This is a genomic window from Streptomyces ortus (genome assembly GCF_026341275.1).
In the GTDB taxonomy this organism is placed as follows: domain Bacteria; phylum Actinomycetota; class Actinomycetes; order Streptomycetales; family Streptomycetaceae; genus Streptomyces; species Streptomyces ortus.
This window is the reverse complement of record NZ_JAIFZO010000002.1, coordinates 3,221,541-3,244,475: the sequence shown is the minus strand read 5'-3', so window position 1 is coordinate 3,244,475 and position 22,935 is coordinate 3,221,541. Positions and strand designations below refer to the sequence as shown.

Below are 22,935 nucleotides of genomic sequence, written 5' to 3'. Positions count from 1 at the left end.
ATGGGGGTACGGCAGTTCAGCGGGAGCCCTTCGGGTCGAGCGCGTCACGCACGCCGTCGCCGAAGAGGTTGAAGGAGAGCACGGTGATGAAGATCGCCACACCCGGGATCACCATGTACATGGGGTCCGAGTCGTAGTAGTCGATCGCCGAGGAGAGCATCTGGCCCCACGAGGCGGTCGGCGGCTTGACGCCGACGCCCAGGAAGCTGAGCGCCGCCTCCGTGAGGATGTTGGTCGGGATCATCATCGTCGTGTACACGATGATCGGCGCGACCAGGTTGGGCAGCAGCTCCTTGAACAGGATGTAGAACCGTCCGGCTCCGAGGCTGCGCGCGGCCTCCACGTACTCGCGCTCCCGCAGGGAGAGCGTCTGGCCGCGCACCACGCGGCCGACGTAGGGCCAGCCGAAGAAGCCGATCACCAGGATCATCACGAACAGGCGCACGCCCGTGCCGGTCAGTCCCAGCATCTCGTTCGGCATGACCGAGACCAGCGCGATGATGAAGAGCAGCTGCGGGAAGGCCAGCAGGCCGTCCATCACGCGGCTGACGGCGGCGTCGACCCAGCCGCCGAAGAAGCCGGCGAGCACACCGAGGACCGTGCCGAGCACCACGGCCACCAGGGCCGACAGGAAGCCGACCAGCAGGGAGATCCGGGCGCCGTAGACGATGCGGGCGAAGATGTCGCGGCCGCTGACGGGTTCGACACCGAGGAGGTGGTCCCCGCTGATGCCGCCGAGGGACCCGGTGGGGGTCGAGAAGAGCGGGTCGATCAGGTCCTCGTGGTGCGTCTCGGGATCCTGGCCGACCAGGTTCGCGATCAGCGGGGCGAACACCGCGACAAGGATCAGCAGGAGAACGACCATGCCGCCCGCCAGGGCCAGCTTGTCCCGCTTCAGGCGCTCCCAGGCGATGCGGCCGAGGGAACGTCCTTGTACCGCCTTCGCCTCGGCGGAGCCGGCAACGAGCGCCGCCTCTTCGGCCGCGCTCGGCGCGGCTTCGGCCGTCGGCTCGTGCAATGGTGCCGTCATCGTGGCAGGGACCCCTCTCAACCGGCGGTAGCCGGCCCACGCTTGCCGCTGTAGCGGCGTGATCAGTCCGTCGTACACATCTGGAGGTTTAAACCCCCTGGACGGGGAGTCTTCAACGCCTCGGTGATCTGAAGCCAGACTTCAAGGCGAATGGATGCGTAACCGTGATGCCGTCAGGAGGGTTCCGTTATCCGAACGCCGGGTAACGGGGGGCGGACACATGACAATGGGGGCGAAAGGTGCCTCGCAACCCATTTACCCGCGTAGATCGGGACATACCACCCAGGGGCGGTACGGGTGCGGGAGCGGACGCTCCACTGTGTGGACTCCCTCTGACGGATCACGCCCACCCGGGCGGGTGGACCGTGTCCGCACAGATCATCTCAGTACGCGGAGGGGAATCCGTAACCGCCCGCCGCCGGCGCCTGGACGGGAGCCGCGTGCGCCTCCCGGTCGTAGAACGGCCGCGCGTTGGCGCGCAGCCACAGAGCCACCGGGTCGTACTCGTCGGACATCGCCACGGTCGACACCGGCAGCCCGTCCGGCACCGCGCCGATCGACTGCTGCATCATCGCCCGCACCGAGTCCACGGCCGGCGGGCTGGTGTCGTACACATCGAGCCCGATGGCGAGGTACGGGGCGCCGAGCGCGGGCTGCACCCAGGCGCGGCGCAGCGAGCGGACGGCGGCCGTCCGGTGCGCGTTCTGGGTGAGCAGGGCGTAGAACTGCGGGATCTCGATGCCGGGCTCGGACAGCCGCAGCGGGCCCGCGGGCTGCCGCTCCAGGCCGGTGGCGATGCGCCGCAGATCGAGCCAGGGGATGCCGACACCGCCGCCCGGGGCGTGCGGGTTCAGCCAGAGGCCGTAGTGGTCGGGGTACAGGGTGCGGGCCACGTCGAGCCCGTCGGCCACCTCGTACGAACGGCTCCAGCCGCTGGCCGAGAGCTCCTGGGCGGAGGTCACACAGGGGGCGTAGCCGAAGCCCTCGACCTCCATGTTCCCGTACTGGGCGTCGGGCGAGCCCGCCTGGCCGTGCCAGAGCAGCATCCACACCTGGCCGGACGGCGGGGTCGCCAGCGCGCGCAGGAGCGCCTCGTAGGCGTCGTAACGCCCGGGCGTCACTTGGCGCAGCATGTGCTCGACCTGCCCGGCCGCGGCCGTGCCCGACGCGCTCACCTTCTACCGCCCCTTCGCGACATCACTGACATACCGGTCCTACGGTTCGCATGCGACGGGGTGCCCCGTTCACTTGAACATCGCACCACTCCGACCGAGCCATGAAACCAGCTTAAGTGGCGATCCCGACAGCACCGTTGCGCTCCGCCGGGTTTGGTGTTCTGAGCTCGGGACTCTCCGTGCGCTGTCGGGTGCGGGCCGTGTGGGGCCGGGCGCACCCTGCGGGCGGCCCCGGAACGGCCCGCCTCAGAACGCCCGGGTGTAGAACGGCCGGACCTCGTCCCGGAGCCAGTGGCCCACCGGGTCCTGGGCCACGTCGAGGAAGACCAGGTTCACCGGGTGGGGCAGGGGGATCCTGCCGAGGGCGCGGCCCAGGGCGTCCAGGGGGAGGGTGCGCGCGTTCTCGTCCCAGTGGGTCACCTCCACGCCGACGAACATCACGGTGTCGCCGCCCTCGATGCTCGCCAGACAGCGCCGGGCGCTCAGCACCAGGCCGGTCGCCTCGAACTCCGCCGAGGCCGCGGCCAGGAAGTCCACCGGGTCGTCCTGCCAGTCCGGCTGGAAGAGCCGGACCCGGCCGCCGCTCGCGGGCCCGTCCAGTTCGGTCCGGCCGGCCCGGCACAGCTCGGCGACGGCGGCCGGGGGCACCGGCATCCCGACCGTGCCGTCCGGATTGAGCACGATGCCGGCCTGGGGCGGCAGACCGCGCGCGAACTCCACGGCGGGCGCCACCGTGTACGCCATGTGGTCGCCGACGACCTGGCGGAACTGCTGCTCCGAGGTGAAGACCGGCACGTACGCCTGCCCGGCCAGCTCGATCGTGGGCAGGTCGAGCGGTCCGCTGTGCGGGCCGCCCCCCTCCGGCAGCGGCACCCAGATGAAGCTGCGCCCCAGGACCTCCACGATCCGGGCCCCCGTCGAGGGCGACGGAGGGAGCCCCAGGGAGGCGGCCAGCACCTCCTCCAGCTCGTTGCCCGGCCATCCCGTGTGGGGGTGCGCGTGTGCCGCAATGTCCTGTGCCTGGAAGTCCATCTCCACCGCCTGCTCCGACCGCTTGTGCGGTTGACGAGGTTAGTCGTCGTCAGTCGTCCTGCGTCGCGTCGTCCTCAGTCGCCGAAGTCGATGCGGCGCAGTACGTCCGCCGCGGCACGGTCGACGAGCACCGCGGAGCCGCAGCCCTCCGGGAGGTCGCCCTTCTCCACCGAGCGCAGCAGCCGGCCGACCGCGCCGCGGTGGCGCGCGAACGCGTACCGCGAGACGCCCCGGCCGCGCTCGCGCTGGCCGTCCAGGGCCGTGCCGGGATCGACGTCGAGGAGCAGCAGGTGCAGGGTGCCGCCGCGGCGCCGGGCGTCCCGCGCCAGCCAGCTGCGCACCCAGGCCTGCGTACCGCAGTCGTGCACGACGACGCCCTCGCCGGAGCGCAGGGCGCGGCGCAGACCCGCGTAGTGCGCGGCGCGCACGAGGGGCCGGTAGACCGCGTACGGCAGGAAGCGGGCCAGGCGCTCGTCCCAGCGGTCGCGGGTGTCCTGGGAGTCGACGCGGCGGCCGGTCACCGCCCGGCGCATCAGGGTCGACTTGCCGCTGCCCGGCAGGCCCGTGACCACCACCAGATCGGCCGCGCCGAAGCGCAGACCGTGCGGGCTGTGTCCCGAGCGGGCCCGCAGATCGCGGACGACGGGCGTCACCAGCGGATCGCACGCCTCCCTGGCCGGAGCGGGTGGCTGCTTGGGCAGCGCGATGCCCGAACTGGTCGCGTACGCCGTGGTCCTGTTCACCCTGATCGTCCTCCCCATGGGGTCGGCAGACCCATCTCCGTCGAGTGTAAAGAGAAGGTAATGCGCTGGTCCCCCTGTTTCTGTTCTTGTCCTGCCACAGCCCCGTCACAGATCACTGTGAACGCCCTGGTTACCCCCACGGAACCCCGCGCGGCCCGCTGCCCCGGCCGGGGGCGTGCAATGATGTGCCCGCCAACTGCATACCGGCCGTTTGAATCCGCGCGGGAGAGTTCCGGGAAACACGTACACCCAGGTGTACGAATGCCCGGGCGCCGAAGGAGCAAGTCCCTCCCTTGAATCTCTCAGGCCCCCGTTACCGCGCGGACGAGGCACATCTGAAAAGCGGGCCGCCCCCTGACCGTCAGGGCGTCGGCCCCACCCAAGGTGCAAGTCAGTGACCCCGGTGTTCACCGGTGGCCACGGCGAACCTCTCAGGTTCCGATGACAGATGGGGAGGAACGACCTCGCCGTCATGCCTTGGGAGCCCCGCCGATGAGCAGCAACGCCTCCGTTGAACCGCGCCGCACCGCGCTCGATGCCCTGCACCGTTCGCTGGGCGCGACGATGACCGACTTCGCCGGCTGGGACATGCCGCTGCGGTACGGCTCCGAGCGCGACGAGCACCTCGCCGTCCGGACCCGGGCCGGTCTCTTCGACCTCTCGCACATGGGCGAGATCACGGTGAGCGGCCCGCAGGCCGCCGCGCTCCTGGACTTCGCGCTGGTCGGCAACATCGGCGGGGTGAAGACCGGCCGGGCCCGCTACACGATGATCTGCCGGGCCGACGGCGGCATCCTCGACGACCTGATCGTCTACCGCCTCGCCGACACCGAGTACATGGTCGTGGCCAACGCCTCCAACGCCCAGGTGGTCCTGGACGCCCTCACCGAGCGCGCCGCCGGCTTCGACGCCGAGGTGCGCGACGACCGGGACGCGTACGCGCTGCTCGCCGTGCAGGGCCCCGAGTCCCCCGGCATCCTGAAGTCCCTGACCGACGCCGACCTCGACGGCCTGAAGTACTACGCGGGGCTGCCCGGCACCGTCGCGGGCGTCCCGGCGCTGATCGCGCGCACCGGCTACACCGGCGAGGACGGGTTCGAACTGTTCGTCGCCCCGGCCGACGCCGAGAAACTGTGGCAGGCGCTGACCGACGCCGGCGCCGCGGCCGGGCTCGCGCCCTGCGGGCTCTCCTGCCGGGACACCCTGCGCCTGGAGGCGGGCATGCCGCTGTACGGCCACGAGCTGAGCACCTCGCTCACGCCGTTCGACGCGGGGCTCGGCCGGGTCGTGAAGTTCGAGAAGGAGGGCGACTTCGTGGGCCGCGAGGCGCTGTCCGCCGCCGCCGCCCGCGCCGAGTCGCAGCCCCCGCGCGTCCTGGTCGGTCTGATCGCCGAGGGCCGCCGGGTCCCGCGCGCCGGCTACCCCGTCGTCGCCGGCGGCAAGGTGATCGGCGAGGTCACCTCCGGCGCGCCCTCGCCGACGCTCGCCAGGCCGATCGCGATGGCGTACGTCGACGCGGAGCACGCGGCGCCCGGCACCACCGGTGTCGGCGTGGACATCCGGGGCAGTCACGAGCCGTACGAGGTCGTGGCACTGCCGTTCTACAAGCGCCGGAAGTGACACTGGTCCGCAAGCACCGCCCGTGACGCCGGTCGGCAGGCGCCACACGTGATTCTGGGCACATCCACCCAGCTCACCCGTACTCCCCCGGCATCAGCACTCACCCGCGTACAGGAGAATTCACGCCATGAGCAACCCCCAAGAGCTGCGTTACAGCAAGGAGCACGAGTGGCTGTCGGGCGCCGAGGACGGCGTCTCGACGGTCGGCATCACGGAGCACGCGGCCAACGCGCTCGGCGACGTGGTGTACGTCCAGCTCCCCGAGGTCGGTGCCGCGGTGACCGCGGGCGAGACCTGCGGCGAGCTGGAGTCGACCAAGTCGGTCAGCGACCTGTACTCGCCCGTCACCGGTGAGATCACCGAGATCAACCAGGATGTCGTGGACGACCCCGCGCTGGTGAACACCGCCCCCTTCGAGGGTGGCTGGCTCTTCAAGGTACGGGTGACGGACGAGCCGAAGGACCTGCTCTCCGCCGCCGAGTACGCCGAATTCTCCGGCTCCTGACTCCGGCTCCCCGCCCTTCCGGCTCCTCGCTAAGGACCCCAGACCGATGTCGCTTCTGAACACGCCCCTGCACGAACTCGACCCGGACGTCGCCGCCGCCCTGGACGCCGAACTGCACCGTCAGCAGTCCACCCTCGAGATGATCGCCTCGGAGAACTTCGCCCCGGTCGCGGTCATGGAGGCCCAGGGCTCGGTCCTCACCAACAAGTACGCCGAGGGCTACCCCGGCCGCCGCTACTACGGCGGCTGCGAGCACGTCGACGTGGCCGAGCAGATCGCCATCGACCGGGTCAAGGAGCTGTTCGGCGCCGAGTACGCCAACGTGCAGCCGCACTCGGGCGCCTCCGCCAACCAGGCCGCGCTGTTCGCGCTGGCCCGGCCCGGTGACACCATCCTCGGTCTGGACCTCGCCCACGGCGGTCACCTGACCCACGGGATGCGGCTGAACTTCTCCGGCAAGCAATTCGACGTGGTCGCCTACCACGTGGACGACGCCGGCCTGGTCGACATGGCCGAGGTCGAGCGACTCGCCAAGGAGCACCGCCCCAAGGTGATCATCGCGGGCTGGTCGGCGTACCCCCGGCAGCTGGACTTCGCCGAGTTCCGCCGGATCGCGGACGAGGTCGAGGCGTACCTGTGGGTCGACATGGCGCACTTCGCGGGCCTCGTCGCGGCGGGCCTGCACCCGAACCCGGTGGAGTACGCGGACGTGGTCACCTCCACCACCCACAAGACGCTCGGCGGGCCCCGCGGCGGGATCATCCTCGCCAAGAAGGCCTTCGCGAAGAAGCTGAACTCGTCCGTCTTCCCGGGCTTCCAGGGCGGCCCCCTGGAGCACGTGATCGCGGCCAAGGCGGTCTCCTTCAAGGTCGCCGCCACCGAGGAGTTCAAGGAGCGCCAGGAGCGTACGGTCGACGGCGCGCGCATCCTCGCCGAGCGGCTGACGGCGGCCGACGCCCGCGAGGCCGGGGTGAACGTGCTCTCCGGCGGCACGGACGTGCACCTCATCCTGGTCGACCTGCGCGAGTCCGAGCTGGACGGGCAGCAGGCCGAGGACCGGCTCCACGAGGTCGGCATCACGGTCAACCGCAACGCCGTCCCGAACGACCCCCGGCCGCCGATGGTCACCTCGGGCCTGCGGATCGGTACGCCCGCGCTCGCCACCCGCGGCTTCACGGCCGAGGACTTCGCCGAGGTCGCGGACGTCATCGCCGAGACGCTGAAGCCGGTCTTCGACGCGGCGGCGCTCAAGGCCCGGGTGACGGCTCTGGCCGAGAAGCACCCGCTGTACCCCGGCCTGGGCAAGTAGTCCGTTTCGCGGGGTACCGCGCACACTGGATGTGCACGCGGTACCCCGTGGCCCGGATCCCTGCCGCCCGACCCTCTCCGCTCCACCCCGCTTCACCCCGTTTTGAGGAGTTCCCGTGGCCATCTCGGTCTTCGACCTGTTCTCGATCGGCATAGGCCCGTCCAGCTCCCACACGGTCGGCCCGATGCGCGCGGCCCGCATGTTCGCGCTTCGCCTGCGCAACGAGGATCTGCTGGCCCCCGTCGTCTCGGTCCGCGCGGAGCTGTACGGCTCCCTGGGCGCGACCGGCCACGGACACGGGACCCCCAAGGCGGTGCTGCTCGGCCTGGAGGGCGCCTCGCCGCGCACGGTGGACGTCGAGGGCGCCGACGACCGGGTCGAGAAGATCAAGTCGTCGGGCCGCCTCGACCTGCTCGGCGAGCACGGCATCGACTTCTCCTTCGACGACGACCTGGTGCTGCACCGCCGCAAGACCCTGCCGTACCACGCGAACGGCATGACCCTGTGGGCGTACGACGCCTCGGGTGCCGAGGTGCTCTCAAAGACGTACTACTCGGTGGGCGGCGGATTCGTCGTCGACGAGGACGCGGTGGGCGCGGACCGCATCAAGCTGGACGACACGGTCCTGAAGTACCCCTTCCGAACGGGCGACGAGCTGCTGCGGCTCACCCGGGAGACCGGCCTGTCCATCTCCGCGCTGATGCTGGAGAACGAGCGGGCCTGGCGCACCGAGGAGGAGATCCGCGAGGGGCTCCTCGCCATCTGGCGGGTGATGCAGGCGTGCGTCTCGCGCGGCATGTCCCGCGAGGGCATCCTGCCCGGCGGCCTGCGCGTGCGCCGCCGCGCGGCCGTGTCGGCCCGCCAGCTGCGCGCCGAGGGCGACCCGCTGGCGCACGCCATGGAGTGGATCACCCTGTACGCGATGGCGGTGAACGAGGAGAACGCGGCGGGCGGCCGGGTCGTGACCGCCCCCACCAACGGCGCCGCGGGCATCATCCCCTCGGTTCTGCACTACTACGTGAACTTCGTCGCGGGCTCCTCCGCCACGGCAGAGGAGAAGGACGACGGCGTCGTACGCTTCCTGCTCGCCGCGGGCGCCATCGGCATGCTCTTCAAGGAGAACGCGTCCATCTCGGGCGCCGAGGTCGGCTGCCAGGGCGAGGTCGGCTCGGCCTGCTCGATGGCGGCGGGCGCGCTGGCGGAGGTGCTCGGCGGATCCCCCGAGCAGGTCGAGAACGCCGCCGAGATCGGCATGGAGCACAACCTCGGCCTCACCTGCGACCCGGTCGGCGGCCTCGTCCAGATCCCCTGCATCGAGCGCAACGGCATGGCGGCGGTCAAGGCCGTCACGGCGGCGAAGATGGCGATGCGCGGCGACGGCTCGCACAAGGTCTCCCTCGACAAGGTCATCAAGACGATGAAGGAGACGGGCGCGGACATGTCCGTCAAGTACAAGGAGACGGCCCGGGGCGGGCTCGCTGTGAACATCATCGAGTGCTGAGCGGCTGGGAACCTGGACCTGTTCCGGGGGGCGCGTGCTCCGGCGCAACCTTCGGGGCGTCGGTGGGCGTGAGGGTAGTACGGGCCAAGTGCGGGCACCACAAAGGGGATTGCCCCCCACAGGCCCCAGGAGGCACGTCCGTGTTTCCGGCCACCCAGCACCAAGGAGTCACGCATGTTGCGCGGCATCGACGTAAGCGCCTACCAGTCGTCCTCGTACAGCACGGAAGGTCTGTCCTTCGTCTTCGTCAAGGCCACGGAAGGCCGGACGTACGTCAACCCGAAGCTGAGCGCGCAGACGAAGCGGGCCAGGGACGCCGGCTGCGTGGTGGGGTTCTACCACTTCCTGTGGCCCGGCAACCTCACCGCCCAGGCCGAGTACTTCGTCAGCAAGGCCCCGGAGAAGGCGGGCGACATCCTCGCCGTGGACTGGGAGACGACGGGCGAGGGCACCCACGCCAGCAACGCCGAGAAGGACCGCTTCATCCGCAAGGTGCGCGAACTGCGGCCGAACAACAGGGTCCTTCTGTACTGCAACCGGAGCTTCTGGTTGAACGTGGACACGACGTCCTATGCCGGTGACGGTCTGTGGATCGCCGACTATGTGTCGTCGGGCAAGCCCCGCATCCAGGCCAAGTGGCGCTTCCACCAGTACACGGACGACCCGCTGGACAAGAACGTCGCCGATTTCTCCAGCAAGGCGGCCCTGCGAGAATGGGCCGAGGACGCCTGAGGCGTCCGGCCGAACGGTCCCGGTACGAGGGGAGGCTGCTCAGCAATGGGCGGGAGTGTCGCTGCGGTGAGCAGCAATGATGTGTACTCGTTCAGCAAGCCGAATCGGGAGAGCGTCACGCTGCTCGCGGGGCTCGGGGTCGAGGGTGATGTGCATGCCGGGGTCACCGTCAAGCACCGGTTCCGCATGCGGAAGGATCCCTCGCGGCCCAATCTGCGGCAGGTGCACCTCATCCACGAGGAACTGTTCGACGAGGTCCGGGCGGCCGGGTTCGAGGTCGCGGCCGGGCAGCTCGGGGAGAACGTCACCACCCGGGGCCTCGATCTGCTGGGACTGCCGGCCGGGACCCTGCTGCGGCTCGGGGACGAGGCCGTGGTGGAGGTCACCGGGCTGCGCAATCCCTGTGCGCAGATCGACACCTTTCAGAAGGGGCTCATGAAGCAGGTCGTGGGCCGGGGCGAGGACGGCGGGCCCCGGTTCAGGTCCGGGATCATGAGTGTGGTCGTCGCCGGCGGGCTCGTGCGGCCCGGGGACCCCGTCGAGGTCGAACTGCCGGCCGGGCCGCATCTGCCGTTGGAGATCGTCTGAGCGGTGGGCGAAGGGGTTACGCGGTGAAGTCCGGGGTGCGTTCCCTGGACGCCTCCGCCAGGGCCTTCGTCACCCCGTCCACGTCCGCCTGGAGGCCGTAGACGGGGGTGCCGGGCTGCTGGCGCCAGGAGTCGTCGAGGGTGCCCGAGTCCACGGTGTCGAAGCCGAGTTCGTCGATGAGGGCGCGTACGACCTGCTTGGCGGCCGGGTCGTCCGCCGCCACCGGCAGGGCGATGCGGTCGGCGGCGCCGGCCGGGCGGGGACGGTCCAGGATGTCCTGCGCGTACGTGCCGTTGAAGGCCTTCACGACCGTGTGGCCGAGGTGCTGGGCCGTCCAGCGGGACTCCGTGAGGCCCTCGTCCAGGATCGCGGCGATCCGGCCGTCCCGCTGCGGGTAGTAGTTGCCGGTGTCGATGACGGTCACTCCGTCGGCCGCCTGGTCCAGCAGTCCGGACGGCAGGTCGGGAATCGCCTTCAGGGGAATCGTGACGACGACGATCTCGGCGCCCCGGGGGGCCTCCTCGACGCTCACGGGGGTGGCTCCGGTCTCCTCCGCCAGGGCCGTGAGCGTCTGCGGGCCGCGGGAGTTGGCCACGTACACGTCGTGCCCGAGTGCGGTGAGGCGCCGGGTGAGGTTGCCGCCGATGTTTCCTGCTCCGATGATGCCGATCTTCATGGGACTCGCCCTTCGAGGGGTGGGAGGGGCTCCTGACGCCCTGTACCAACCCCGGGGCATACCGGGCTATTCCACTCTCCACCCGGATGGCCGAACACGGCGAAGGGGCGCCCTCCGTGAACCGGTGGGCGCCCCTTGTGCCGGGGTCACTTGTTGATGTGGGCCCAGAACTCGTCGAACGAGAGCAGCTTGTCGCCGTTGAGGTCCTGGGCGGCGATGACGGCCTCGGCCACCGACTCCGTGACGTTCCAGTCCCCGCCCTGGGCCAGGGCCTTCTTGAACTCGGCGGCGGTGATGTAGCCGTCCCCGTCCACGTCGATGCGCTCGAACGCCTTGCGTGCTTCCTCGATGTCCGCCACCGGACCCGCCCCTTCGTGGTGCTTCACTGACGAGGTCAGATTAACGTTCCACTCCGGCACGCGGCGCGCCGACCACCCGGGCGGACTCCTCAGTGCCAGGGCTCGTAGTGCGGGTTGCTCTCGCAGTCGCTCATGATCTCGGTCTTGGTCTTCTTGTCGACGGGGCAGACGCCGATGATGTACTGCCGCGCGATACCGCCCGGGAAGGCGACCTCGACCTGGTCGGCCCACCTGTGGGTGTCGCCGATGGTCCTGTTGACGTCCACGCCGCCCGGGGCGTCGATGTAGTAGTTGTAGCCGCTCTTCCACCACGTCTTGTAGAGGTCGTGGTCGTAGCTCGTGGAGACGTACGGGGAGGGCTGGTTGACCAGGACGTACTGCTCGATGTCGTACTGGCCGTCGATGACGTCCTTCGGCAGGAAGCCCTGCTCGAAGACGACGGAGGGGCCGCGGCCGTCGCTGCGGTAGAGCGTGCCGCAGCCGGTGCGCCAGACGGGGTCGGGGGTGATGCGGTCGACGTCGACGCGGTGGTCGGCGGCGGCGTGCACGGGGTCCGCGTACCGGGGGCAGGCGGGGGCGGCTGCCGCCTTTGCGGTGGGCGGGCTGGTGGGGGGTGTTGCGGCGGAGGTGGTGAGGAGTGCGGTCAGGGTGAGGGCGAGGGTGGTTGCGTGACGCTTCCAGCGGGTTGTGATCATGGGAGCACGATCTCGGCGGGGTCTGCTTCGGGGGCGGACCCTCACTCGTTCGGCGGCGAGTCCGTGGGCGGGGTTGCCAGCGGGTTTGTCTCGCCCCCGCCGCCCCTACCCGTTCCCGACACTGACTCGGGGGCGCTGCCCCCGAACCCCCGGTCCTCAAACGCCGGACAGGCTATCTGGTAGCCCGTCCGGCGTTTGAGGACGAGCGCGCAGCGCGATAGGGGGGCGAGGGGGCGCAGCCCCCTGTGTGGATGGGAACGGGTAGGGGCGGCGGGGGCGAGGCACCCCTAGCGGTCCGCCACCCGCATTTCGAACCACGTCGTCTTGCCGCGCGGCAGGAGGTCGACCCCCCAGCGGTCGGAGAGTTTGTCGACGAGGAACAGGCCCCGCCCGCTGACGTCCATGTCCTGCACCGGCATCAGACACGGCAACCCCCGCGAGGGGTCACGGACCTCGACCCGGATCCAGCCGCGCCGGCGCCGCATCCGGAGCCCGAAGACCCGCGCCCCCGTATGCCGCACGGCGTTGCCCACGAGTTCCGACACCAGTAACACGGCATCCTCGGTCATCTTCGGCGAGAGCCCCCACTGGCGGAGCACCACGACCTGGGTGAGCCGGCGCGCCGCGGCGGCGGACTCCGGCCGGGACGGCAGCGGCACCTCCGCCTCGGTGGGATCGCCGAACAGCTCCAGTGCCTTCAGCGCGTGTTCGTCCTCGACAGCAGGCGACCAACGCGCCGCGGTCGCACTCCCGTGCCGCCGCGGCTGTTCGATACCCTCCAGCCCCGCCATGCCCCCATCATGACCCCCGGAAGGGCTTCTTCGGGGTGTTCCGGAGGAATACACCCCCCGGAACCCGTTGTTCCGCATCATCCGATTGACATATGCCATCGGCATCACTGCGACCCATGCACCCCAACTGGCCTGCGTGAACAGGGCCGTTGGGGGCAATCGACCGCGCTCCCCCGCAAGGCAGCCTTAAGGCTGTCTTAAGAGTCGGATAAGCCGTCCCTCCGCGCCATATCTCCACGCGGACGGGTGATACATCGCGTCAACAGCAAGTGGACCGGCGGTATCGATTCAACGGCCGGCCGCTCAGCGGAACTTCGCCTTGCCCGGGCCCTCCTCGACGAAGCTGCGCATCCCCGACTCCCGGTCCTCCGTCGCGAACAGGCCCGCGAACCAGTTGCGTTCGACCGCGAGCCCGGTCTCGATGTCCGTCTCCAGGCCGACGTCGACGGACTCCTTGGCCGCGCGCAGCGCGAGCGCCGGTCCCTGCGCGAGCTTCGCGGCCCAGGCGTGCGCCTCGGTGTACACGTCGGCGGCCGGTACGACCCGGTCCACCAGGCCGAGCGTCAGGGCCTCGTCGGCCTTGACCATGCGGCCGGTGAAGATGAGGTCCTTGGCGCGGGAGGGGCCGATCAGCCGGGACAGGCGCTGGGTGCCGCCGGCGCCCGGGATCAGACCGAGGAGGATCTCCGGCTGGCCCAGCTTGGCGTTGTCCGCGGCGATCCTGAAGTCGGCGCACAGCGCCAGTTCGCAGCCGCCGCCCAGCGCGTAGCCGGTGACCGCGGCGACGACCGGCTTGGGGATGCGGGTGACCGCGGTGAAGGAGTCCTGCAGCGCCCGGGAGCGTACGACCATGGCCGCGTGGTCCATGGCCTGCATCTCCTTGATGTCCGCGCCCGCCGCGAACACCTTCTCGCCGCCGTAGAGGATCACCGCGCGTACGTCCTCGCGGCGGGTGGCCTCCTCGGCGAGTTCCTTGAGCCGGTCCTGGGTGGCGACGTCCAGCGCGTTCATGGGCGGACGGTCGAGGCGGATCGTGCCGACGCCCTCGGCGACTTCGAGATGCACAGTCATGGGAGGAGGTTAACGAAGGCTAACGCGTACGGCCCCGGTGTGCTCCGTCACAGAGGAGCGACGGAGTACACCGGGGCCGTACGGTCAGAGAAGAGAGCGGCGGGTCAGGCCGTCCACTTCTCCCATGACATGTTCCAGCCGTTGAGGCCGTTGTCCGGGTCGATGATCCGGTCGTTGGAGTTCTTCACGATCACCACGTCGCCGACGATCGAGCGGTCGAAGAACCACGCGGCCGGGGCTCCCCGGTCACCGCCGCCGCGCTGGTCGCGCAGGCCGATGCAGCCGTGGCTGGCGTTGTAGTTGCCGAAGGCGTCGCCGCCCCAGTAGTTGCCGTGGATGAACGTGCCCGAGTTGGACAGGCGCATCGCGTCGGGCACGTCCTTGATGTCGTACTCACCGCCGTAGCCGACCGTCTCGCCGTTCATACGGGTCACCCGCAGGCGCTCGCTGATGACCATCTGGCCGTTCCAGGTCTCGTAACCCGCCTTGCCCGTCGTGACCGGGATGGTCTTGATGACCTTGCCGTCGCGCTTGACGGTCATCTTCTTGGTCTTGACGTCGACGGTGGAGACCTGGCTGCGGCCTATCGTGAACTTCACGGTCTTGGCCTGCTCGCCGTAGACACCGGGCCTGCCCTCGACGCCGTCGAGGTTCAGGGTGACGGTGACCTTCGTACCGGACTTCCAGTACTTCTCCGGGCGGAAGTCGAGGCGGTCGTTGCCGAACCAGTGGCCCTCGACGTCGACCGCGGGCTCGGTCTTGATCTTTATCGCCTTCTCGATGTCCTCCGGGTGCGTGATGCCCCGGGTGAAGCGCACCGAGAAGGGCATTCCGACGCCGACCTTGGAACCGTCCTCGGGCGTGAAGATCCCGACGAACGTGTTCTTCGGGGTCAGCGTGGTGAACGCGGACTCCTCGGCGGCCTCACGGCCCTCGGAGTCCTTCGCCACGGCGTGGACCTTGTACTTGGTCGAGGCGGCGAGATGGGCGGCGGGCGTCCAGCTGGCGCCCCCGCCGGTGATCTCCCCCTCGACCGGGTTGCCCTTGGTGTCCTCGACCTTCACCTCGGTCAGCTTGCCCTTGGCCGCCGTCACCTTCAGCGCGCCGCTGGTCTTGACGGCGTCGGCGCCGTCCTTCGGCGCGATGGTCACGACCGCCTGCGAGACCTTGGTGTCCGCCTGGCTCGAATCCTTGTCCTTGCCCTTGTCCCCGCCGGACCCTGAGCCCGAGTCCCCTCCTCCGCCGCACGCGGTCACGAGAAGCAGCAGCACCCCCAGCACAAGTGCCAGGGCTCCCTTGCCGTTCCGTGTCCGCGCGCCAACCGACGCCCCCGATATCGGTCGCCCGTTCAAGTTCGTTCTCCCCTCGCACGGCCTGTTCAGGCCCGTACTACGGCGCGTCACGCGCACGCATCGCGCTAATTAATCACACTGCCAGGAGAGATGACCTCCCGGGAATGTCACCGTTCAGTCCCAACTGATCGAGCCGGGCGCGCGATGGGGCCTTTCCTGTGCGTACCCCTATGTCGGGCTACTTCACCGCGGAGCCCGCTTTCCAGGCTTTCCAGCCCATGTTCCACCCACCGAGGCCGTTGTCGGGAGCGACCTTCTTGTCATTGCTGCGGACGACCTCGACGACGTCACCGATGAGGCTGCGGTCGAAGAACCAGCCCGCCGGGGTCGCGGAGCTGCCGCCCTTCACATCGCGCAGTCCCACGCAGCCGTGGCTGACATTGGCCGTGCCGAACACACCCTCGGCCCAGTAGTTGCCGTGCAGGAAGGTGCCGGAGGAGGTGAGGCGCACGGCGTGCGGGACGTCCGGGATGTCGTACTCGCCCTTGCCGTCGGCCCGTTTGAAGCCGACGGTGGCCCCGTTCATCCGGGTCACCTCCAGCATCTCGGTGATCACCATCTTCCCGTTGTACGTGGTGTTCCCCGGCGCCCCCGCGGTGATCGGCACCGTGGACAGGAGTTCGCCGTCGCGGCTCACCCGCATGGTGTGGGCGGCGGCGTCGACGAGGCTGGTCTGGTCGCGGCCGACCGTGAAGGAGAAGGTCTTGTACTGCAGCCCGTACACGCCGGGGGCCGCCTCGACGTCCCGCAGCCGCAGGTCGACGGTGACCTTGGTGCCGGGCTTCCAGTAGGTCTCGGGCCGGAAGTCGAGGCGGTCATCACCGAACCAGTGCGGGGCGATCTCCGTCTTCGGTACGGAGGTCACGCGGATCGCGCGCTCGACCGCCGCCCGGTTCCCGATCTCCCGGTTGAACTCCAGGGACACGATCATGCCGGTGCCGACCGTCGAGCGGTTCTCCGGCATGACGTATCCGATGAACCGCTCGTCGGGGACGTACGTCGTGAAGGCCACGTGCCGGGCCACCCGCCGGCCGTGGGCGTCGAGCGCGACCGCGTCGACCGTGTACTTGGCGGCCAGCGCGAGCTTCGGGTCGTCGGGCCGCCAGGTCGTGCCGTCCTCGCCGATCGAGCCGGGCACCGGGAACTCCTGCGCGTCCTGGGACTTCACGGCTTTCACGGACTCCAGGCGCCCGGCCGGCACGCGTACCCGCAGGCCCTTCTCGGGCCGTACGCCCTTGCTGCCGTCGTCCGGCGAGACCCGGATCGCCTCCTCCGGCGAGCGGGGTTTGCCGAGCATCTCGTCCACCCCGTGCGAGGTGCATCCCGCGGCCGAGGCCAGCAGGCCCACCCATGTCAGTACGGCGGCCAGCGCGGCCCCTGCGCGCCCCGCGCGCGTCTGTGCGTGCATCACGTGGGACCCAACGACGCAACGCCCCCCGGGGAAGTGGGTCCGTTCGACGGGCGCCGGGCGGCGCCGGGCGCGCCTGACATTCCGTGCCTTTGTTCGGCCTGCGCCTCAGGAAACGTGAGTGCGAGCCCGGCTCTGGGCAGAACAGGGGGGAGGACGACGCGACAGGAGACCGCGGCCCGGGACGCCGCGGTCCTCCTCGTGCCGCTCCGACCGAGCCGCGGGAGGGCCCAGGGTGTCGAGCGCAGCCGAGCAGGAGGCAGTGCGGGAGCCGGTGCAGGAGGGGCGCGCCCTCGGCGGAGGGCTGCCCGCACAGGTCGCCCCCGCGGTGAACGGCACGGCGCGTTCGGCACCGGAGGTCGCCGCGTGGCCGGGTGCGCCGACCCCGCTCGGGGCGCGCTTCCATACCGGGCCCGACGGGGTCCCGGGCACCAACTTCGCCCTGTGGGCGGGCGGGGCCGAGTCGGTCGAGCTCTGCCTCTTCGGCTCACCGGACGACGGGGACGACGCGGGCGGCGAGGGCGGCGGCAGGGAGGTCCGGGTGCCGCTGACCGAGCTGACCCATGAGATCTGGCACGGCTTCGTGCCCGGCGTGCGGCCCGGACAGCGGTACGGCTTCCGGGTGCACGGCCGCTGGGACCCGTGGACCGGCGCCCGCTGGAACCCCGCGAAACTGCTCCTGGACCCGTACGCCCGCGCCGTGGACGGTGCCGGGCGCGACGAGTTCGGGAGCCTGCCGCCCGAGGTGTACGGGCATGTGCGCGACTGGCCGCAGCAGCACGTCGCGGACACCGTGCGCGACGACCGGGACTCGGCGCCCCACGTGCCCAAGGGGGTGGTCGTGCACGACGACACACCCGGCGACGAGTGGGCCGACGACCGGCGCCCGAAGACGCCGTGGGCGGACTCCGTCATCTACGAGCTGCACGTCAAGGGCTTCACCAAACTGCACCCGGGGATCCCGGAGGAACTGCGGGGCACGTACGCAGGACTGGCGCACCCCGCGGCGATCGAGCACCTGGTGGCGCTCGGCGTGACGGCCGTGGAGCTGCTGCCGGTGCACCAGTTCGCGCACGAGGACCATCTGCTGCGCCGGGGCATGAAGAACTACTGGGGCTACAACTCGATCGGCTACTTCGCCCCGCACGCGGGATACGCGGCCTCCGGGACCAACGGCCGGCAGGTCGGCGAGTTCAAGCACATGGTCCGCGCGCTGCACGCCGCCGGGATCGAGGTCATCCTCGACGTGGTCTACAACCACACGGCGGAGGCGAGCGAGCTGGGCCCCACGCTGTCGCTGCGCGGGATCGACAACCGCGGCTACTACCGGCTGCAGGACGACGCCCGGCGGTACGCGGACTACACGGGCTGCGGCAACACCCTGCACGTCGTCCAGCCGCACGTGCTGCGGCTGATCACGGACTCGCTGCGCTACTGGGTGACGGAGATGGGCGTCGACGGTTTCCGCTTCGACCTCGCGGCGGCGCTGGCCAGGTCCATGCACGACGTCGACATGCTCTCCCCGTTCCTCGCCGTCATCGCGCAGGACCCGGTGCTGCGCCGCGTGAAACTGATCGCCGAGCCGTGGGACGTCGGCTCCGGCGGCTACCAGGTGGGCGCCTTCCCCCCGCTGTGGACGGAATGGAACGACCGCTACCGCAACGCCGTACGGGACTTCTGGCGGGGCGCGCTGCCGGACGTGCGGGACCTCGGGTACCGGCTCTCGGGCTCCAGCGACCTGTACGCATGGGGCGGGCGGCGGCCGTACGCCTCGGTGAACTTCGTGACCGCCCACGACGGTTTCACCCTGCGGGACATGGTGTCGTACGAGCGCAAGCACAACGAGGCCAACGGCGAGGGGAACCGGGACGGCACGGACGACAACCGGGCGTGGAACTGCGGCACCGAGGGCGAGACCGACGACGCCCGGACACGCGCTCTGCGGCGCCGCCAGCTCCGTAACCTCCTGACCACGCTGCTGCTCTCCACCGGTGTCCCGATGCTGGTCGCGGGCGACGAACTGGGGCGCACGCAGGGCGGCAACAACAACGCGTACTGCCAGGACAACGAGATCAGCTGGCTCGACTGGAGCCTGCTGGACGACCCCGGCTGGCGGGCCCTGTTCGACCTGACCTCGCGGCTGATCGCGCTGCGCCACGCGCATCCGGTGCTGCGGCGGCGCGCGTTCTTCTCCGGGCGGGCGCACTCGGCGGACGGGCTGCGGGACCTGGCGTGGTTCACCGCGCAGGGCACGGAGATGACGGAACGGGACTGGTACGCGCCCGCCGGCACGCTGGGCATGTACCTGTCCGGGCGGGACATCCCGGGCCGGGACGCGCGGGGCGTGCCCGTGACGGACGACAGCTTCCTCGCGGTGCTGCACGCGGGGGACAGACCCGCGGGCTTCCTGCTGCCGGGGCCACCGTGGGCCCGCTCGTACGAGGTCCTCGTCGACACCTCGCGGGAGGAGCAGTCGGCCGCGCCGGACGTGGAGCACCGGGCGGGCGCGACGATCACCGTGCCGGCGCGGGCGGTGCTGCTGCTGCGGGTGGTGGGCTGAGCGGCCGGGCACGCGACGCCCAGCCGAAACTCGCTGGGTGTTGTCAGTGCCGAACCGTAGGCTCGCTGCTGATGCCCACCACACCTGCGCCCGCCGAGGGAACCGATGAGACCCGGCCCGCCGAGAGCCGTTCCGCCGTACGCAGCCTGCTGCGGCTGTGGCCGTATGTGAAGCCCGTGCGCGGGCGGTTGGCCGTCGCGGCCGTCGTCGCGGTGGTCGCCTCCTGTACGGGTCTGGTGATCCCGCTCGTCCTGAAGTGGATCGTGGACGGGCCGGTGGCCGACCGGAGCACGGGCGGGGTGTGGCTCGGGGCGCTGTACCTGCTGCTGCTCGGGGTCGCGGAGGCGGTGCTGTTCGGACTCCGGCGGTGGCTGGTGGCCCGGCCGCTCGCCGGGGTCGAGGCGTCGATGCGGGCCGATCTGTACCGGCATCTGCAGCGGCTGCCCATCGCGTTCCACGACCGCTGGCCGTCGGGACAGCTGCTGTCGCGGGGGACGACGGATCTGATGCTGCTGCGGATGTTCCTCGCGTTCCCGCTGACGTTCCTGCTGGTCAACTCGGTGACGATCGTCGTGGGCGTGCTGATCATGCTGGCCCAGGAGTGGACGCTGGGCCTGGTCCTGCTCGCGCCGGCCCTCCCGGTGATGGTCGTCTGCTGGCTCTTCGAGAAGCGGTACTCGCGGGTGGCGCGGCAGGCGCAGGACCAGGTCGGTGATCTGACGACGCTCGTCGAGGAGAGCGTGCTGGGGATCCGGATCATCAAGGGGTTCGGCCGTCACCGCAGCCAGGCGCTCGCCTTCCGGGAGCTCTCCCGGACCCTGCGCGGCACGGAGCTGGCGAAGGCGCGGCTGCTCGCCGCCATCTTCGCCGCGATCACGACGCTGCCCGAACTCGCCATCGGCGCGGCCCTGGTGCTCGGCACGGTGCAGGTGGCCGACGGCTCCCTGTCGGCCGGCACGCTGGTCGCGTTCCTCTCCACGGCCCTCGCCCTGCGCTGGCCCGTGGAGTCGATCGGCTTCCTGCTCGCGATGAGCCAGGAGGCGGCGACGGCCACGGAACGCTACTTCGAGGTCATGGACGCCGAGCCGGAGGCGGACACCGCGCCGGCGTCCGGGGCGGCACCGACGGCCGGGGGGACACGGACGTCCGGGGCGGGGGCCGGGCTCCGGTTCGAGGGAGTGCGGTTCCGGTATCCCGATGCCGGGAGCGACAGCGTTCCCGTGCTCGACAGCATCGACCTGCACATACGGCCCGGCGAGACCATGGCCCTGGTGGGCGGGACGGGGTCCGGGAAGACGACGCTCACCGCGCTCGTGCCCCGGCTGCACGAGGTCACCGCGGGCCGGATCACGCTGGACGGCGTGGACATCGCCGAGATGCCCAGGGAGGAACTGCGCGCCCTCGTGGCCGTCGCCTTCGAGGAGCCCACCCTCTTCTCGGCGGGGGTGGGAGAGAACGTCCTGATGGGGGCGCCGGACACCGCGGGCGAGGCCGAGCTGGCCCGCGCCCTGGCCGTCGCGCAGGCCGACTTCGTCCACGCGCTGCCCCAGGGGACGGACACCCAGGTCGGCGAGCAGGGCCTGAGTCTCTCCGGCGGCCAGCGCCAGCGTCTCGCCCTGGCCAGGGCGGTCGTCGGCAGCCCCCGCTTCCTCGTGCTGGACGATCCGCTGTCCGCCCTGGACGTCCACACGGAGGCCCTGGTTGAAGCGGCCCTGCGGCGCGTCCTCGCCGGGACGACCGCCCTGGTCGTGGCCCACCGCCCGTCCACGGTCCTGCTCGCCGACCGTGTCGCCCTGCTCTCCGGCGGGCGTGTCACCGCCGTGGGCACCCACCACGAACTGCTGCGGACGAGCGCGGAGTACGCCTGGCTGATGTCGGGAAGGACTCGGACGAGCGAGGAGGAGAACCGATGACGGCGCCCACCACCACCGCGCCGGCAGACGGCGGCACGGCACGGCCGACGGCGCCGCCGCCCCAGGAGGGCGATCCCTTCGACCGGGACGCCCTGCCCGCTCCCCCGCGCGCCACGGCCACCCTCCTGCGTTCCCTGCTCGCGCCCATGAGGGGCCGCGTCGTCCTCGCGGCGGTCCTCCTGCTGCTCCAGCAGGCGGCGGTGCAGGCGGGCCCGATGCTCGTGGCGTACGCGATCGACCGTGCCGTACCGGCCTTCCGCGCCGACGACCACGGCCCGCTGATCGCGGTGGCGGTCGCCTACGCGCTGTGTTCGGTGGCGGCGGGCGCCCTGCAGTGGGGCTTCGTCCTGACCTCGGCCCGTGTCAACCAGGACGTCCTGCTGGACCTGCGCGGCCGGATCTTCCGGCACGCGCAGGCGCTCAGCGTCGACTTCCACGAGCGCTACACCTCGGGCCGGCTCATCTCCCGTTCCACGACGGACGTCGAGTCGCTGCGCGAACTGCTCAGCGAGGGGCTCCAGGAGCTCATCACCGTCATCCTGTCGTTCGTCTACATCTCCACGATGCTGCTCTGGCTCGACCTCGGCCTCGGCGCGGTCGCCGTCGCGTCGTTCATCCCGCTGTACCTCCTCATCCGGCTCTACCGGCACCGCGCCGGGCGGATCTTCGCCGTCCGCTCGACCGCCATCGCCGCGGTCATCGTGAAGTTCGCGGAGACGATGAACGGCATCAGGCCGGTGCGCGCCTTCCGCCGCGAGGCCGTCAACGACTCGGCGTTCCACGCGCTCAACAGCCGCCACGAGCGCGTCAACGGCGACGCCATCCTGGAGATGGCCCGCTATGTCATCGGCTCCCGCCTGGTCGCCAACACGGCGGTCGCGGGCATCGTGCTGTGGGGCGCGTACCGGGTGGCGTCCGGGTCGCTCGCGCTGGGCGTGCTGGCCGCCGCGGTGCTCTATCTGCGGCGCCTGTACGACCCGATCGACCGGCTGGGCATGTTCCTCAACTCGTACCAGTCGGCGGCGGCCTCGATGGAGAAGATCGCGGGTCTGCTGGCCCAGGTCCCCTCGGTGCCGGAGCCGTCGCAGCCGCGCGAGCTGCCCGCGCGCGTCTCCGAACTGCCGGGCCGCGAGGTCGTGTTCGAGGACGTGCGGTTCGCGTACCGGACGGGCGGCGAGGTGCTGCCGACCTTCTCGCTGACGCTGCCCGCGGGCCAGACCGTAGCCGTGGTCGGCTCGACGGGCGCGGGCAAGTCGACGCTCGCCAAGCTGCTGGCCCGCTTCTACGACCCCACGACCGGCCGCGTCCTCCTCGACGGCGTGGACCTGCGCCACCTGTCGGTGCCCGAGCTGCGGCGCGGTGTGGTGATGGTGACGCAGGAAGCCTTCCTGTTCTCCGGCACGGTCGCCGAGAACATCGCCATCGGCCGCCCCGACGCCTCGCGCGAGGACATCGAGCGCGCAGCGAAGGCCATCGGCGCCCATGACTTCATCAGCTCCCTGCCGGACGGCTACGACACGGACGTACGCAAGAGGGGCGGGCGCATCTCGGCCGGGCAGCGCCAACTGGTGGCGTTCGCACGGGCGTTGCTGGCCGACCCGGCGGTGCTGATCCTCGACGAGGCGACCAGTTCGCTGGACGTGCCGGGCGAACGGGCCGTGCAGCGGGCCATGCACACGGTCCTGCGCGGCCGGACGGCCGTGGTCATCGCCCACCGGCTCTCGACGGTCGAGATCGCCGACCGGGTCCTCGTCATGGAGCACGGCCGCATCGTCGAGGACGGCAGCCCCGACCGGCTCGTCACGGACACGGGCCGCTTCGCGGACCTGCACCGGGCCTGGCGGGACAGCCTGGTGCAGGAGCACGCCGAGTGAC

General features: G+C 70.9%; 20 protein-coding genes and 1 riboswitch. Of the genes, 9 read left to right on the top strand and 11 right to left on the bottom strand.

The genetic code is table 11. From position 1 onward, the window contains the following. Nucleotides 1–16: 16 nt before the first annotated feature. The 4 genes from K3769_RS17565 to K3769_RS17550 all read right to left on the bottom strand — a co-directional run bounded on the left by K3769_RS17565 (nucleotide 17) and on the right by K3769_RS17550 (nucleotide 3,980). The gene (locus K3769_RS17565) at nucleotides 17–1,030 is read right to left on the bottom strand and encodes an ABC transporter permease (RefSeq protein ID WP_267027361.1); all 1,014 of its coding nucleotides are present in this window, start codon (nucleotides 1,028–1,030) and stop codon (nucleotides 17–19) included. Nucleotides 1,031–1,413: 383 nt separating this feature from the next. Beyond that, nucleotides 1,414–2,205, bottom strand: coding sequence for an enhanced serine sensitivity protein SseB C-terminal domain-containing protein (locus K3769_RS17560; RefSeq protein ID WP_267027360.1), 792 nt, complete (start codon nucleotides 2,203–2,205; stop codon nucleotides 1,414–1,416). Nucleotides 2,206–2,451: 246 nt separating this feature from the next. After that, nucleotides 2,452–3,237, bottom strand: a complete 786-nt coding sequence (locus K3769_RS17555; protein ID WP_267027359.1) for an enhanced serine sensitivity protein SseB — start codon at nucleotides 3,235–3,237, stop codon at nucleotides 2,452–2,454. A 74-nt stretch (nucleotides 3,238–3,311) separates the two neighbouring features. Continuing rightward, complete coding sequence (locus tag K3769_RS17550) at nucleotides 3,312–3,980, bottom strand: AAA family ATPase (protein ID WP_267027358.1); 669 nt, start codon at nucleotides 3,978–3,980, stop codon at nucleotides 3,312–3,314. A gap of 212 nt (nucleotides 3,981–4,192) precedes the next feature. Then, a riboswitch (glycine riboswitch) is annotated at nucleotides 4,193–4,309 on the top strand. A gap of 163 nt (nucleotides 4,310–4,472) precedes the next feature. On the opposite strand from K3769_RS17550, the gene gcvT reads away from it, so the two are divergent. The 6 genes from gcvT (at nucleotide 4,473) to K3769_RS17520 (ending at nucleotide 10,235) form a co-directional block, all read left to right on the top strand. Next, a complete protein-coding gene (gcvT, locus tag K3769_RS17545) occupies nucleotides 4,473–5,600 on the top strand; it encodes a glycine cleavage system aminomethyltransferase GcvT (protein WP_267027357.1) in 1,128 nt (375 codons plus the stop codon). Nucleotides 5,601–5,727: 127 nt separating this feature from the next. Next, nucleotides 5,728–6,105 carry a glycine cleavage system protein GcvH gene (gene gcvH / locus K3769_RS17540; RefSeq protein WP_267027356.1) on the top strand — a complete coding sequence of 126 codons (378 nt, stop codon included), beginning with the start codon at nucleotides 5,728–5,730 and terminating at the stop codon, nucleotides 6,103–6,105. 46 nt (nucleotides 6,106–6,151) lie between these two features. Next, nucleotides 6,152–7,414, top strand: a complete 1,263-nt coding sequence (gene glyA, locus K3769_RS17535; RefSeq protein ID WP_267027355.1) for a serine hydroxymethyltransferase — start codon at nucleotides 6,152–6,154, stop codon at nucleotides 7,412–7,414. Between the two features lie 115 nt (nucleotides 7,415–7,529). After that, complete coding sequence (locus K3769_RS17530) at nucleotides 7,530–8,915, top strand: L-serine ammonia-lyase (protein WP_267027354.1); 1,386 nt, start codon at nucleotides 7,530–7,532, stop codon at nucleotides 8,913–8,915. A gap of 174 nt (nucleotides 8,916–9,089) precedes the next feature. Next, on the top strand, nucleotides 9,090–9,647 hold the full coding sequence (locus tag K3769_RS17525) for a glycoside hydrolase family 25 protein (protein WP_267027353.1): 558 nt from the start codon (nucleotides 9,090–9,092) through the stop codon (nucleotides 9,645–9,647). 45 nt (nucleotides 9,648–9,692) lie between these two features. Next, complete coding sequence (locus K3769_RS17520; protein WP_267027352.1) at nucleotides 9,693–10,235, top strand: MOSC domain-containing protein; 543 nt, start codon at nucleotides 9,693–9,695, stop codon at nucleotides 10,233–10,235. A 16-nt stretch (nucleotides 10,236–10,251) separates the two neighbouring features. On the opposite strand, the gene K3769_RS17515 is transcribed toward K3769_RS17520, so the two are convergent. From K3769_RS17515 to K3769_RS17485, 7 genes are all read right to left on the bottom strand, one after another. Beyond that, nucleotides 10,252–10,971: an NADPH-dependent F420 reductase gene (locus K3769_RS17515; RefSeq protein WP_267027351.1), complete on the bottom strand. Its 720-nt coding sequence runs from the start codon at nucleotides 10,969–10,971 to the stop codon at nucleotides 10,252–10,254. Between the two features lie 86 nt (nucleotides 10,972–11,057). Next, nucleotides 11,058–11,270, bottom strand: a complete 213-nt coding sequence (locus K3769_RS17510) for an EF-hand domain-containing protein (RefSeq protein WP_210890568.1) — start codon at nucleotides 11,268–11,270, stop codon at nucleotides 11,058–11,060. 89 nt (nucleotides 11,271–11,359) lie between these two features. Beyond that, nucleotides 11,360–11,965 (bottom strand): ADP-ribosyltransferase, encoded by a 606-nt coding sequence (locus K3769_RS17505; RefSeq protein ID WP_267027350.1) that lies wholly within the window; start codon nucleotides 11,963–11,965, stop codon nucleotides 11,360–11,362. 287 nt (nucleotides 11,966–12,252) lie between these two features. Beyond that, on the bottom strand, nucleotides 12,253–12,756 hold the full coding sequence (locus K3769_RS17500) for an ATP-binding protein (protein ID WP_267027349.1): 504 nt from the start codon (nucleotides 12,754–12,756) through the stop codon (nucleotides 12,253–12,255). A 303-nt stretch (nucleotides 12,757–13,059) separates the two neighbouring features. Then, a complete protein-coding gene (locus K3769_RS17495) occupies nucleotides 13,060–13,827 on the bottom strand; it encodes an enoyl-CoA hydratase/isomerase family protein (RefSeq protein WP_267027348.1) in 768 nt (255 codons plus the stop codon). 104 nt (nucleotides 13,828–13,931) lie between these two features. Beyond that, entirely contained in the window at nucleotides 13,932–15,179 is a 1,248-nt protein-coding gene (locus tag K3769_RS17490) for a L,D-transpeptidase (protein ID WP_282566204.1), read from the bottom strand. Between the two features lie 178 nt (nucleotides 15,180–15,357). Beyond that, the gene (locus tag K3769_RS17485) at nucleotides 15,358–16,590 is read right to left on the bottom strand and encodes a L,D-transpeptidase (RefSeq protein WP_267027346.1); all 1,233 of its coding nucleotides are present in this window, start codon (nucleotides 16,588–16,590) and stop codon (nucleotides 15,358–15,360) included. Between the two features lie 232 nt (nucleotides 16,591–16,822). Between K3769_RS17485 and glgX the strand changes: the two genes are divergently transcribed. The 3 genes from glgX (at nucleotide 16,823) to K3769_RS17470 (ending at nucleotide 22,934) form a co-directional block, all read left to right on the top strand. Then, the gene (glgX, locus tag K3769_RS17480) at nucleotides 16,823–19,147 is read left to right on the top strand and encodes a glycogen debranching protein GlgX (protein WP_267027345.1); all 2,325 of its coding nucleotides are present in this window, start codon (nucleotides 16,823–16,825) and stop codon (nucleotides 19,145–19,147) included. Between the two features lie 71 nt (nucleotides 19,148–19,218). After that, on the top strand, nucleotides 19,219–21,060 hold the full coding sequence (locus K3769_RS17475; RefSeq protein ID WP_267027344.1) for an ABC transporter ATP-binding protein: 1,842 nt from the start codon (nucleotides 19,219–19,221) through the stop codon (nucleotides 21,058–21,060). Next, nucleotides 21,057–22,934, top strand: a complete 1,878-nt coding sequence (locus tag K3769_RS17470) for an ABC transporter ATP-binding protein (RefSeq protein WP_267027343.1) — start codon at nucleotides 21,057–21,059, stop codon at nucleotides 22,932–22,934. The genes K3769_RS17475 and K3769_RS17470 overlap by 4 nt, the downstream gene beginning before the upstream one ends. Nucleotide 22,935: the final 1 nt, after the last annotated feature.